The sequence below is a fragment of the Dyadobacter sp. UC 10 genome (genome assembly GCF_008369915.1).
Lineage (GTDB): Bacteria > Bacteroidota > Bacteroidia > Cytophagales > Spirosomataceae > Dyadobacter.
The window spans coordinates 2,910,317-2,922,740 of record NZ_VSRN01000001.1 but is presented as its reverse complement, the minus strand read 5'-3'; the positions used below and the strand labels follow the sequence as shown (position 1 = coordinate 2,922,740).

Genomic DNA, 12,424 nt, shown 5'->3' with positions numbered 1-12,424 from the left:
AACTACAATTATGGAAAATCCGGTTTTAATTTTTGGCGCAGGCGACCTTGGCGTGCAGGCACTCGATATTTTTAAGAGAAACAATGTATTGGTATATGGGTTGCTTGACGATACCACGGAACTTCATGGTAAAGAATTTGGCGATGTAAACGTACTCGGTTCCACGGATGACACTGGTTATCTGAGTATTCTTGGATCAAAATGCGAAGCTTTTGTGGCGATTGGTGATAAGGTGGTCAGGGAAAGATTGGTAGAAACATTGACCGAAGAGTACAAGGCAATGCCTGTGAATGCAGTGCACGATACAGCGGTCATTTCGCAGATGTCTGCAATTGGTCACGGTAACCTGATTGCGGCCAGGGTAACTATCGGCGCAAAAACGGTTGTTGGTCATCATTGCTTGATCCAGACTGCCTCGGTGCTGGATACCTCGGTCCGCGTGGGTGATTTTGTTACCATCGGGACCGGTGCGATTATTAATGACCGCGTGATACTAAACGATGGCGCATTTATCGGTTCCGGTGCAATTATTGTTGCTGGTATCGAAATTGGTAAAAATGCAAGAGTGGGAGCAGGCTCAGTAGTGGTGGAAAATGTACCTGCGGGTGCAACTTACTTTGGGAACCCCGCCAGGAAGATTTGACAAAATTTCGTCACGTCTTTTTTATTAATCTCAAACACATTACCTTTGCACTCCTTTTTGAGATCAAAAGTGAAAGAGCTAAGTAAATACAACATAGACATTTACGGTTTGGAGGACAAACAGTATGACTATGATATGGAATCGGGAGATGCTTTTTTCGAGGAATTGGATCAGGATCTGATTGAACATGGACACTTCAAAACGCACGTTGTCCTGAGCAAATCAGCCACGATGATCCAGCTTCATTTTCATACTGAAGGAGCAGTAACTTTGATCTGCGACAGAAGTCTGGAACCTTTTGAAGAGCCCATTGACTCAGACGAGCGTATTATTTTAAAGTTCGGAGATCACAATGAGGAGCTCACAGAGGAAATTGAAATCATCAACAGGAATACAAACAGGATCAACGTTGCACGTTATCTGTTTGATTTCATAGCGTTATCGCTACCAACCAAAAAGATCCATCCCAGTTTAAGAACGGATGAAGATGAGCTGGATCCTGAAGATGATGAAACAGAAGCAACACTAGTCTATTCTTCCGCAAAAAATGAAGAGGAAGAGCCTGGCGAAGATCAAAAAATAGACCCACGCTGGGAAGCATTGAAAAAGCTGAAAGGCGAATAACGGGACCCGGTTCCGTCGGGCAAAAGAGACCAGATACCGTCGGCTAAGCCAACGGAAATTAAATAAGTAGTCAATTACCGCCGGCTTCAGCCGACGGGCTTTTAAAAGAAAAACAAAACAATTAGACATAAAGCATCATGGCACATCCTAAGCGGAGACATTCCACTACACGTCGCGATACACGCAGAGCGCATGACTTCCTTACCGGAAAGCAACTAGGCACTGATTCTACAACCGGAGAAATCCACCAACTACACCGCGCCCACGTTCACGAAGGCAACCTGGTTTACAGAGGAAAAGTTGTAGTTGAAAACTATACTAAAACAGTTTAGTATCAGTCACTGAATATATCAATTTCGCAGCAGCCCTATAAAAGTTGTTGCGAAATTCTTTTTTACTACGGCACATCTGCTAAATTTACACCTTCGATTTCATACTTATTAGTCTTAAATAACAGCGTGTAAATGAAAATTGCGGTAGATGCTATGGGGGGAGATTTAGCTCCGCAAGCAATTGTCGAGGGGGTTATTCAAGCCTCCCCTGAGCTACCATCCGAGGCGAGAATCGTTTTAATCGGACGTGAAAGTGTGATCTGGGACATATTCAACCAGCACAACTTCATCCCTACTAATATTGACGTCGTTCACGCAGAAGATGTGATTGAGATGGGCGAGCATCCTACAAAGGCGTTGTCTCAAAAACCCAACTCGAGCATCGGTGTCGGCTTTAAACTTCTGAAAGAAAAAGAAGTAGACATTTTCTGCAGTGCGGGAAATACAGGCGCGATGCACGTGGGCGCTCTTTTCAGCATCAAAGCAATTGAAGGGATATTGCGGCCAGCTATCGCTGGATTCGTACCGCAGGTAGATGGTGGATACTCGATCATGCTGGATATCGGGGCCAATGCAGATTGTAAACCAGAGGTTCTTGCCCAATTTGGAGAAATCGGATCCATCTTCGCACAATATACTTTTCAGATAGAACGTCCCCGGGTCGCCTTGATGAATATCGGGGAAGAGGAGCAGAAAGGCTCACTGACCACTCAGGCCGCTTACCCGCTCCTCAAACAAAATAAGCGCATTAATTTTATAGGAAATATTGAAGGGAAAGACCTCTTCACGAATAAAGCCGATGTAATTGTTACGGATGGTTTTACTGGAAATGTATTATTTAAGCTGGGCGAATCATTATATGAAATATCCCGGAAAAGAGGTTTTCAGGACGATTTTATCGACCAGACAAACTACGAATCAATTGGAGGCAGCTCTATTATAGGTGTTAACGGAAATGTGATGATTGCGCACGGGGTCTCATCGCCTCTCGCAATTAAAAACATGATAGGCTGGGCTTACAAACAGGTGAAGTCCAAAGCATATTTGCATATATTACAAGCACTGAGTTAATCGGAAACCACCTATGATTAAACAGCAACTGTCTCTTTTACCAAAACCTATTCGGATTTTGAATAGTTAATTTTATCATGACCCATATAAAAGCCTCTATAACAGGAATACAAGGGTATGTGCCTGATTATATTTTGACGAATGCCGAGTTGGAAACAATGGTTGCGACGAATGATGAATGGATTGTGAGTCGCACAGGTATTAAAGAAAGGCGTATTCTGAAAGGTGAAGGTTTAGGGAGCTCACATATGGGTGCTGAGGCAGTGAAAGGTTTGTTAGCAAAAACCAACACGCACCCCGCAGAAATCGATCTGCTGATCTGCGCAACTACTACTCCCGACTTCATATTCCCTTGTACAGCCAACCTGATCTGTGATATGGTTGGCATCCGAAATATAGGGAGCTTCGATATTCAGGCTGCTTGCTCAGGATTTCTTTATGCATTGACGCTGGGCTCTCAGTTTATTGAGACTGGAAAATATAAAAAAGTCATCATTGTAGGATCTGATAAAATGTCCGCAATAGTTGATTATACCGACAGAAAAACCTGTATTCTTTTTGGCGATGGTGCAGGCGCTGTGCTCCTGGAACCAAATTCCGAGGGATACGGTGTAATTGATTCAATTATCAAGTCCGACGGAGCTGGTTATCCCTACCTGAATCAAAAAGCAGGAGGAAGCCGCTATCCGCCTACCCATGAGACAGTTGAAAACCGCCAGCATTTTGTATTTCAGGACGGTGCCCAGGTATTCAAATTCGCTGTAACGAACATGGCCGATGTTTCAGCTGAAATAATGGACCGGAATGGTTTGAAAGGCCCCGACGTCAACTGGCTGGTTCCGCACCAGGCCAACCGTCGCATCATCGAAGCGACTGCCAACAGAATGGGTGTGGGAATGGAAAAGGTGATGATGAACATTCAGAAATATGGCAATACAACAGCCGCAACAATTCCGCTATGCTTGTGGGATTACGAATCACAACTGAAAAAAGGAGATAACTTGGTTCTCGCTGCATTTGGCGGCGGCTTCACCTGGGGTTCCATTTATTTGAAATGGGCTTATGATCCCAAATAAGTTATCCTTATCAAGGCATTAATATTAATTTAAAAAAAATGGCAACTACTGCAGATTTGCGTAACGGACTGGTGATCAATTTCAACCATGATCTCTTTCAGGTAATCGAGTTTCAACACGTGAAGCCTGGGAAAGGAAATGCATTCGTCCGGACCAAGCTGAAAAGTCTTACTTCCGGGAAGGTTTTAGATAATACCTTCTCTTCCGGTGCCGGCATCACACCTGTTCGTGTCGAGAGACACAAATTCCAGTATTTATATAAAGATGAGGTAGGATATAACTTCATGAACGCTGAAACATTTGACCAGGTTTTGATTGACGAAAAGCTGGTAACAAATGCTGATCTGATGAAAGAAGGCCAGGAAGTGGAGATCCTGATCAATACGGAGAATGATTCGGCTTTACTTTGCGAATTGCCCCCGTTTGTTGAACTGGAAGTAACGTACTCAGAGCCCGGATTAAAAGGGGATACAGCCAACTCACCAAAAAAAGCGATCGAAGTGGAAACTGGTGCGAGAATTATGGTTCCTTTGTTCATTGAAGAAGGCCAGAAAATCAAGGTGGATACCCGCACATACGACTACGTAGAAAGAGTAAAATCATAACTTTTGAATACTGTGAGCGGTAAATGGTGTTAGTCCGCTTCTTATAAAAGCCTTGACTTCATCGCTCCCCACAGTTTAAATTTGACTAAATGGAAACCAGAGAAATCCAAAAATTGATTGACTTCATTGCCCAATCGGGACTTGATGAAGTGAATATTGAGACAGCAGATTTAAAAATCAAGGTAAAACGCTACGGCGCTGCCCCCGTGGTAAGCTACTCGCCTGCCGCTGCCACACCGGCACCAGTGACGGCACCGCCTGTGCCAACTGCACCGGTAACACAATCTGCACCGGCTGAACCGGTAGCAGCCAGCGAACCTGCATCTTCGAATCTTGTTACCATTAAGTCCCCGATGATCGGTACCTTTTACCGCGCATCCAGTCCTGATACGCCATCGTTTGTTAACATAGGAGATGAAATCAAGCCTGGCAAAGTGGTTTGTGTGATTGAAGCCATGAAGCTTTTTAATGAAATCGAATCGGAGATTTCTGGAAAAATTGTAAAGGTTCTGGTTGAAAACGCCACTCCTGTTGAATTCGACCAGCCACTATTTATTGTGGAGCCTGCCTAAGGCAATGGACGTTCTGTAAAACTAAATTTATTTTATGTTTAAAAAGATACTCATTGCCAACCGGGGTGAAATCGCCTTGCGGGTTATTCGGACCTGCCGTGAAATGGGCATTAAAACTGTGGCGGTTTATTCAACTGCGGACAGGGATAGCCTGCACGTAAGATTTGCCGACGAGGCAGTATGCATTGGCCCCCCGCCGAGCAGACAATCCTATTTAAGTATACAAAATATCATTTCAGCAGCGGAAGTAACCGGCGCCGACGCAATTCACCCGGGTTATGGATTTTTGTCTGAAAATGCTGAATTCTCGCAGATCTGCGCAGATTACGGCATTAAGTTTATCGGTGCTACTGCTGCCCAGATCAATGGAATGGGCGATAAAGCCACCGCGAAAGCGACCATGATCCAGGCTGGCGTACCCGTTGTACCCGGCTCGGAAGGCCTGCTCGAATCCATCGAACAAGGTAAAAGACTCGCCGAAGGCATTGGATACCCCGTTATCATCAAAGCAACTGCCGGCGGTGGTGGCCGTGGAATGCGGATTATTAATAAGCCTGACGAATTTGAAAAGGCATGGAACGATGCACGCACAGAATCTGCTGCTGCATTTGGAAATGACGGATTGTATCTTGAGAAATTTGTAGAAGAGCCCCGCCATATTGAAATCCAGATTATCGGAGATCAGTTTGGTAAAGTTTGCCACCTTTCTGAACGCGACTGCTCAATCCAGCGTCGCCACCAAAAGCTGGTAGAAGAAACACCTTCCCCTATTATCACGCCCGAATTACGTGAGAAAATGGGCGCCGCCGCCATCAAAGGCGCGCAGGCAATTGGTTATGAAGGAGCTGGTACGATTGAGTTTCTTGTTGATAAACACGGGGATTTCTATTTCATGGAAATGAATACCCGCATTCAGGTTGAACATCCTATCACAGAAGAAGTTACTGATTTTGACCTGATCAAAGAACAGATTAAAGTAGCTTCCGGAGAACCGATTTCAGGTCAGAACTACACTCCGAAATTATACGCAATGGAGTGCCGGATCAATGCAGAGGACCCTTCAAACGGGTTCAGACCAGCTCCGGGCAAAATTACCAACCTGCATTTCCCGGGTGGTCACGGGGTTAGGATCGACAGCCACGTTTACAGCGGCTACACGATCCCTCCAAATTACGATTCGATGATCGCTAAGCTGATTGTCAGCGGACAGTCGCGGGAAGAGGTATTGACCAGAATGAAAAGAGCCTTGCAGGAATTTGTGATCGAAGGCATCAAAACGACGATTCCTTTCCATATCAAACTAATGGACGATCCTGGTTTCAAATCCGGAAACTTCACTACGAAATACCTGGAAACATTCGATTTTTCGGCGCTTTGACAAATTTTTAGTCATAAAAAAACCTGAGATATATCCTCTCAGGTTTTTTTATGAACATGAGGTAAGTTATGGTAGTATCGTATGCTTCGTTCAGGTACGATAGCAGCGTTTTATTGTATTTTCTCAACCTACTCCTGTAATCTTCAATACGCTTCGGCTTGGCAAACTTGTCACCTTCTCTACTCCGGAGATATTCATCGACAATCATCAAGGTTGCACTGTAAGCTGTACCTGCCGCCATTTGAACATACTTGATATCCCTGTATTCATTCCCATCTTTTTGAGCTTTTGAACCAAGGATTTCTTTCGCATTGGCTAGATACCCGTTGATCTCGGGATAAGTAATAATGTGTGTGCTCATTTATGTTACTGATTTGAAACAGTAATCAAGATAATAAAAGAGCCCGATGTTAGCTCGGACTCTTAGAAGGTATATTTCAAACCACCTCCGGCAGCGAATAGGGCGCACGGTATTTCCTTGTCAGCATTTTGTTCGCTTCCTCGTCGCCTATAAACTTTTCGGTCTTAGGATCGAATGTCAGCGCCCGGCCAGTGCGGTAGGCAATGTTGCCTAAATGGGCAAGGCCGGATGATAAATGCGCCGTTTCAACCGGGCCGTTCAGCAGCTTCGGATCTTTGGCGACTACTGCATCGATGAAGTTTTTATAGTGATCCCCGCCTGCTTTGCGGGTAGGCCCCGCCTTTTTTTCTTTACCTAAAAACGTCTCGTAGTAATCATAGCCTTTGACTACCATATACCCCTCGGAACCATAAAATATATTACCAATACCAGCCCCGCCCTCGTCATTCGTCATCCAGGGACGTACTTCGAATTCGATGATCTTTTTTTCCTTCGGATAGATAAATGAGGAGCTCAGCAGCTCCGGTGTTTCCTTCGCGTCGTTCCACAAAAATTTGCCTCCTGAAGAAGTGATTTTCTCAGGGAAACTGTCTACCCCCAACCCCCACATACACATGTCAGTTTCGTGGATTCCCTGGTTGCCGATGTCGCCGTTTCCATAGTTCCAGTGCCAGTGCCAATCGTAATGCACGTAATTTTTAGAGAACGGCTTCATTTCTGCCGGGCCGGTCCACAAGTCGTAGTTCAGACCTGCCGGGACTGGCTCTGTGCCTTTGTCGCCGATATCCGGCCGCCATTTATATACCAGGCCGCGTGCCATATATACATTTCCGATTAATCCGTCACGTAAATGCTTCACAGCCTCTTGTAATGCAGCAGAACTCCTCAACTGCACGCCGTGCTGCACTACCCGCTTATATTTATGCGCCGCCTCAACAAGCTTACGCCCCTCGTGGAGGTTGTGCGATCCGGGTTTTTCAACATATACATCTTTCCCGGCCTGACAAGCCCAGATCGCTGCCAAGGCATGCCAGTGATTAGGCGTCGCAATGCTTACTACGTCGATCGTTTTGTCTTCAAAAACCTTCCTCAGATCGTTTTCAGTCTTAACTTTTTTACCTGTCTTTTCTTCAAATTCCTTTGCTCGTAACTGGAGCACATTGTTATCCGGGTCACAGAATGTCGCTACTTCTACATTGGGGAGGTTATTGAAACCTTTGATATGATCCTTACCACGGCCATTTACGCCCAGCACCGCCACGCGTACCCTGTCATTCGCGCCGAATGCATTCGCCGGAATAATGTATGGGATAGTTAATGCGACGGCAGCGCCGGTTGAATTTTTAATAAAATCCCTTCTTGAAACTTCGTTCAGTTTTTCCATATGCAAAAGTTTAAGATTTCCCTCTAAATGCGTAACCAATTTACCCGCAAAGGGTTAGACGAACTTTCAGGCACCTTACCCGTTAGCACACTTTAAAAAAATACTAGCGTTTCGCATTTTAATACTACCGGATTTACAAAATTTTAAATACCCCATAGCCGCTGACAGTTAATATGGAAACCACACTGATCCAGAAAAAGATGTCGTATATCAGTGAAGGCTTTAATGCTTCCGGCAATTCCCTAAAGCGGAATACCAGCGATACATACACGATCAAAAGAAGCAATATAGAGGTGGCGATACCGCCGAGGATCACCATCATAACCGGCGCCTGAAAGAACAAAAACAGTACACACCACGCCAAAGGCAATATCCAGGACAGAATGCCAATGGTTTTACGCTGATTTTCGGCTGAGTCAAACTTCATCCAGCCGATCACGCCAAATGCATCTCCCCAGACCCTCGCCCAGCTCGCGGTGGCGGTAAAAAGAGTGGAGTACAAGACAAAAAAAGCACCGACCAGGAACAAATTCTTGGCCCAGGGACCCAGCGTTTCTGTAAAAATCCTGGAAAGAACTTCAATCATATCATATCCTTCCGGCACGACCCCGCCGCTATGCAGCACCGCTGCGCCCAGCAAATAGAATGCTGCTGTAACCACAGTATATACAATCATCGAGAGCACAGCGTCCAGGTACATCACCCTGAACCAGCCTTTGGCCCGGCCGGCCCATTCGCTCGTGCCGTCATTCGGCCCTGTGTAGGCGGCATAACCCTTCTCGATGCACCAGTAATTGTAGTACATGATCTCATCCCCTCCGACTCCTGTGATTCCAAAAGCGCCAAATGCAACGGCGACCATTCCTGCGGGAAGTGAAAATTCGAGACCTGTTTTAATCTGCGGCCAATGAATCGCATATTGTGTCCCCTGAAGCAGGAACAGAGAAATTAAAATAACCCCGGTGAAAAGCATGATCATCACCAGAGAACCTTTTTCGACGGGACCATAATTGCCTCTGTAAACCAAAAGCGACGTAACAAGAACGGAAATCACTGCCCAAAGATTGACGGAAATGCCAGGCCAGGCCATATTCAATACAATCGCCACCCCTCCTACTATGCCGCCCACCTGCAATAACTTCAACCCCTGAAGCGACAGCCACAGCCAGATACTCCAATGTGTTTTTCGCAGTTTCAGCCCCGGCAGCTGATTGAAATTATGCATGACAAATGTGCCGGTGTAAATCGCATTTTTGCCGAATTCAAGCTGTAATGCCACTTTTACCAAACAACTCAGGATAATAATCCAGAACATCACGAAGCCCGCTTTGGCGCCTAGTGCAGTCGTGGCGATCAACTCGCCGGAACCGACGATGGCCGCGGACAGAATAAAGCCGGGTCCGAGGTATCGAAGCCGGCCAAACAAAGTAGAAGGGGGAGTCAGGATTTGGGCCATTAATAAAATGGTTTATTGCCAAAAGCCTGATTTTGATTTAGGATACTCTAAGTCTTTTGCCACGAATACACGAATGGAACACGAATACATTAGTGCTCCATTCGTGTATTCGTGGCAAAAAAAGGTTAAAGATTCCCAACAGCCTGATGAATCTGTTTCACAGTATCGACATAATTGTCTTCGCTGGGCAATCCGAAAAGCGATTTTTCTTTAATAATCTTCGCTACATTCTCAGGTACCAGTTTTTCCCAGCCGGGCTCTCCCCGTTTTATTTTTTCAAGAACACTATCAGTCGTAATATGCATATGTTCCTTATTAAAATTCCTGATATCCTCTATCTTATCATTAATAGTAAGATACTGAAAAAGAGGCTGCAAGTGAGCAGGCACCACAAAATTGGCGCAGCTATAAACCGAACCGTCAGGCTGTAATGTGGGGTATATAAACAGCTTCACCTTCCTGCTGAAAAGCGTCGCGAAGGATTCAAGAATACCACCCGGAAGAAATTCATAATGCTTTTCTTCAAAAATATCCTGCAGGCTCGGACTACCCAGCAATAATCCCGCTTTCAGTTTGGTCAGCCGCGAGAGATAAGCGACAAGGCGATAGTATTCATGGTGGTTCGAGATCATTACCATATGCCCCAGCGAACAAAGAATGTCCACCCGGTCGAGAAAATCCTTTTCGTCAATATCCCGATCGCCGGCTTTCAGATTATGCAGCGTCAGCTCCGAGATTAGCACTACTTTGGATTCGTCTACGTCTGGCTCCGCCAGAAATTGCTTTTGCCCGTTGCTGATCAGGTCCACATGCACATTGGTAATGGGCCTTAGGCGGCCGCGCATCATCAGGATATGCTTTTTGTATAAGGCTTCCGAAGGTTGTAAAACGCCACCGTCACTGCCGAATAAAGCGGCATCGGTAAAACCGTTTTTCACCAGCCGCAAACTCATCAACCGATTATCTACTTTTGCAAAATCCGGCCCGCTGAACCGCACCATATCAATCTCAATCCGATCGGTCGTCAGATCGTCCATGAGAGACAACAATAGCGTTTCGGGCGACTTATAGTAAAAAAAGCAACCATACATCAGGTTTACCCCGATAATCCCCAAAGCCTGCTGCTGAAGTATATTTTCATCGTCGCGCATGCGGACGTGAATGACCACATAGTTGGTCGGGCCCATCGGCGTAAGCTGAAACTGAAGTCCGATCCACCCGTGCGATTCGTTGGTTTTCTGAAAGTTGAGGGCTACTACGGTATTGGCAAATGCAAAAAACTGACTTTCCGTGCCACGCTTTTCAGAAAGCCGCTTCTCCACCAGATTGTATTCCCGATTGAGCATCTTCATCAGCCGCGATTCGACCACATACCTTCCTCCCTCCTCTGTCCCATAAATCGCGTCGCTGAAAGTCATATCATAAGCTGACATTGTTTTGGCGACTGTTCCCGATGCGCCTCCTGCTTTGAAAAAATAAGCTGCTGTTTCCTGTCCTGCCCCGATCTCTGCAAATGAGCCATAAATCCGGCGGTCCAAATTGATTCTGAGCGCCTTTTGTTTTGTACCAAGATTTTTTTCGTACATAACTTTAATTTAATTAGATGAACGGCCTTACATGTAAATATAAAAAAAATACACTTATTATGTAAGTAGGTTTCATTCGGATATATAATCAGAATGGAAAAGTTCTATAAATTATTGCTAAATGCCGACGATTTTAATACCCACAAACCTTCTTCCGAGTTGACCAGGCTTTTTACATACGGAACATTAAAAAGAGGATTTGACAACCCTTTTGCGCAGAAGCTACACGCAAATGCAAGCTACGTAGGCAAAGGATTTTTTCACGGAAAGCTCTATAAAATCGACTGGTATCCCGGCGCCGTTTACGAGCCGGGAAGCGCGGGCAAAGTGTACGGGGATATCTTCCAAATACAGGATCCTGAGCTATTACGGGAGTTGGACGAATATGAAGAGGTACTCGAAGACGAAGCTGCCAGTCTGTATATTCGGCGGGAGATTCCCATTTTTATCGAAAACGAATCGACAATGCCTTGCTGGACCTATTTATTTAATCAGCCGGTGCAGGATTTGGGGCTTATCGAATCAGGGATTTTTGCAAACTAGCTCCTGACTTTCTCTCCGATAACCCGCAGCCCGTCCAATGTTAACTTATTATCAATTTCGACAAATTCATCGCGGAGCGTATCGATAATGGAGGACAATCCGCCTGTTGCTACCGCGATGCAATCTCCACCAAGCTCGGCCCGGATCCGTTGCAAAAGTGATTTGACAAGCCCCTCATAACCCAGCAATATACCAGCCTGAATAGCCTCCGTCGTGTTTTTCCCGATTGCGGTAGAAGGGAGCACGAGCGGGACCTCGGGAAGCTGGGCAGTATTGGCAAACAATGCTTTTACTGCTGTCAGCAAACCCGGCAAAATCGCTACGCCCAGTATTTTATTGTCTTTTGAAACGGTCGTAAAAGTGAGCGCGGTGCCGAAATCTACGACTACACAATTTTCTTTGTAGCGCGACATGACAGCCACTGCGTTGGCGATCAGATCTGCGCCGATTTCATGCGGATGGTCTATCTGTATTGCAAGATCCGGGTAAATATCCGGGCCGACTACGATGATATCTTCTCCAAAAAGTCCACGCAGCATTTTCAAAATCGTCGGCGTTAATGCCGGTACCACACTGCTGAGGACAACCGTTTCTACGTCCCCAAACCAGAGCGAGGCTTCCAGAAAATGCAGGCGCAGTTTCGATTCGTAATGCGATTCACTTTCCTGAGGAAGCGACCGCATGCGCCACAAATGCTCCCAGTACCCAAATTGGTAAAGTCCGAAGACCGTATCGGTATTTCCGACATCAACCGCCAACAGCATAGCAAATCATTTACGTACGGCGGCAAATA

14 protein-coding genes are annotated in these 12,424 nt (G+C 45.7%); 9 read left to right on the top strand and 5 right to left on the bottom strand.

Features of this window, described 5'->3' with window-relative positions; all coding sequences use genetic code 11:
- Positions 1–10 precede the first annotated feature (10 nt).
- From FXO21_RS12145 to accC, 8 genes are all read left to right on the top strand, one after another.
- Positions 11–643 carry a NeuD/PglB/VioB family sugar acetyltransferase gene (locus FXO21_RS12145; RefSeq protein WP_149640318.1) on the top strand — a complete coding sequence of 211 codons (633 nt, stop codon included), beginning with the start codon at positions 11–13 and terminating at the stop codon, positions 641–643.
- Positions 644–712: 69 nt separating this feature from the next.
- Complete coding sequence (locus FXO21_RS12140) at positions 713–1,267, top strand: YceD family protein (protein WP_225865665.1); 555 nt, start codon at positions 713–715, stop codon at positions 1,265–1,267.
- A gap of 137 nt (positions 1,268–1,404) precedes the next feature.
- Complete coding sequence (rpmF, locus tag FXO21_RS12135; protein ID WP_082489058.1) at positions 1,405–1,599, top strand: 50S ribosomal protein L32; 195 nt, start codon at positions 1,405–1,407, stop codon at positions 1,597–1,599.
- A gap of 132 nt (positions 1,600–1,731) precedes the next feature.
- Positions 1,732–2,670 carry a phosphate acyltransferase PlsX gene (plsX, locus tag FXO21_RS12130; RefSeq protein ID WP_149640317.1) on the top strand — a complete coding sequence of 313 codons (939 nt, stop codon included), beginning with the start codon at positions 1,732–1,734 and terminating at the stop codon, positions 2,668–2,670.
- A 77-nt stretch (positions 2,671–2,747) separates the two neighbouring features.
- Positions 2,748–3,746, top strand: coding sequence for a beta-ketoacyl-ACP synthase III (locus FXO21_RS12125; protein WP_149640316.1), 999 nt, complete (start codon positions 2,748–2,750; stop codon positions 3,744–3,746).
- A gap of 38 nt (positions 3,747–3,784) precedes the next feature.
- Positions 3,785–4,351 carry an elongation factor P gene (gene efp, locus FXO21_RS12120; protein WP_149640315.1) on the top strand — a complete coding sequence of 189 codons (567 nt, stop codon included), beginning with the start codon at positions 3,785–3,787 and terminating at the stop codon, positions 4,349–4,351.
- Positions 4,352–4,440: 89 nt separating this feature from the next.
- Positions 4,441–4,923, top strand: coding sequence for an acetyl-CoA carboxylase biotin carboxyl carrier protein (accB, locus tag FXO21_RS12115; protein ID WP_149640314.1), 483 nt, complete (start codon positions 4,441–4,443; stop codon positions 4,921–4,923).
- Between the two features lie 34 nt (positions 4,924–4,957).
- Entirely contained in the window at positions 4,958–6,301 is a 1,344-nt protein-coding gene (gene accC / locus FXO21_RS12110; protein ID WP_149640313.1) for an acetyl-CoA carboxylase biotin carboxylase subunit, read from the top strand.
- Positions 6,302–6,308: 7 nt separating this feature from the next.
- On the opposite strand, the gene FXO21_RS12105 is transcribed toward accC, so the two are convergent.
- The 4 genes from FXO21_RS12105 to FXO21_RS12090 all read right to left on the bottom strand — a co-directional run bounded on the left by FXO21_RS12105 (position 6,309) and on the right by FXO21_RS12090 (position 11,088).
- The gene (locus FXO21_RS12105) at positions 6,309–6,662 is read right to left on the bottom strand and encodes a DUF5618 family protein (protein ID WP_149640312.1); all 354 of its coding nucleotides are present in this window, start codon (positions 6,660–6,662) and stop codon (positions 6,309–6,311) included.
- A gap of 76 nt (positions 6,663–6,738) precedes the next feature.
- Positions 6,739–8,046, bottom strand: a complete 1,308-nt coding sequence (locus FXO21_RS12100) for a Gfo/Idh/MocA family oxidoreductase (protein WP_149640311.1) — start codon at positions 8,044–8,046, stop codon at positions 6,739–6,741.
- A 133-nt stretch (positions 8,047–8,179) separates the two neighbouring features.
- Complete coding sequence (locus tag FXO21_RS12095) at positions 8,180–9,502, bottom strand: Nramp family divalent metal transporter (RefSeq protein ID WP_149640310.1); 1,323 nt, start codon at positions 9,500–9,502, stop codon at positions 8,180–8,182.
- A 125-nt stretch (positions 9,503–9,627) separates the two neighbouring features.
- Positions 9,628–11,088: a TonB-dependent receptor gene (locus FXO21_RS12090; RefSeq protein ID WP_149640309.1), complete on the bottom strand. Its 1,461-nt coding sequence runs from the start codon at positions 11,086–11,088 to the stop codon at positions 9,628–9,630.
- Between the two features lie 93 nt (positions 11,089–11,181).
- On the opposite strand from FXO21_RS12090, the gene FXO21_RS12085 reads away from it, so the two are divergent.
- The gene (locus FXO21_RS12085; protein WP_149640308.1) at positions 11,182–11,631 is read left to right on the top strand and encodes a gamma-glutamylcyclotransferase family protein; all 450 of its coding nucleotides are present in this window, start codon (positions 11,182–11,184) and stop codon (positions 11,629–11,631) included.
- On the opposite strand, the gene FXO21_RS12080 is transcribed toward FXO21_RS12085, so the two are convergent.
- Complete coding sequence (locus FXO21_RS12080; protein ID WP_149640307.1) at positions 11,628–12,395, bottom strand: type III pantothenate kinase; 768 nt, start codon at positions 12,393–12,395, stop codon at positions 11,628–11,630. The genes FXO21_RS12085 and FXO21_RS12080 overlap by 4 nt on opposite strands.
- Positions 12,396–12,424 lie beyond the last annotated feature (29 nt).

Bases quoted from the DNA above. Each gene is read 5' to 3' on its own strand.
- FXO21_RS12145 (WP_149640318.1), top strand. From the start codon at position 11: ATGGAAAATCCGGTTTTAATTTTTGGCGCAGGCGACCTTGGCGTGCAG.
- rpmF (WP_082489058.1), top strand. From the start codon at position 1,405: ATGGCACATCCTAAGCGGAGACATTCCACTACACGTCGCGATACACGC.
- plsX (WP_149640317.1), top strand. From the start codon at position 1,732: ATGAAAATTGCGGTAGATGCTATGGGGGGAGATTTAGCTCCGCAAGCA.
- FXO21_RS12125 (WP_149640316.1), top strand. From the start codon at position 2,748: ATGACCCATATAAAAGCCTCTATAACAGGAATACAAGGGTATGTGCCT.
- efp (WP_149640315.1), top strand. From the start codon at position 3,785: ATGGCAACTACTGCAGATTTGCGTAACGGACTGGTGATCAATTTCAAC.
- accB (WP_149640314.1), top strand. From the start codon at position 4,441: ATGGAAACCAGAGAAATCCAAAAATTGATTGACTTCATTGCCCAATCG.
- accC (WP_149640313.1), top strand. From the start codon at position 4,958: ATGTTTAAAAAGATACTCATTGCCAACCGGGGTGAAATCGCCTTGCGG.
- FXO21_RS12105 (WP_149640312.1), bottom strand. From the start codon at position 6,662: ATGAGCACACACATTATTACTTATCCCGAGATCAACGGGTATCTAGCC.
- FXO21_RS12100 (WP_149640311.1), bottom strand. From the start codon at position 8,046: ATGGAAAAACTGAACGAAGTTTCAAGAAGGGATTTTATTAAAAATTCA.
- FXO21_RS12095 (WP_149640310.1), bottom strand. From the start codon at position 9,502: ATGGCCCAAATCCTGACTCCCCCTTCTACTTTGTTTGGCCGGCTTCGA.
- FXO21_RS12090 (WP_149640309.1), bottom strand. From the start codon at position 11,088: ATGTACGAAAAAAATCTTGGTACAAAACAAAAGGCGCTCAGAATCAAT.
- FXO21_RS12085 (WP_149640308.1), top strand. From the start codon at position 11,182: ATGGAAAAGTTCTATAAATTATTGCTAAATGCCGACGATTTTAATACC.
- FXO21_RS12080 (WP_149640307.1), bottom strand. From the start codon at position 12,395: ATGCTGTTGGCGGTTGATGTCGGAAATACCGATACGGTCTTCGGACTT.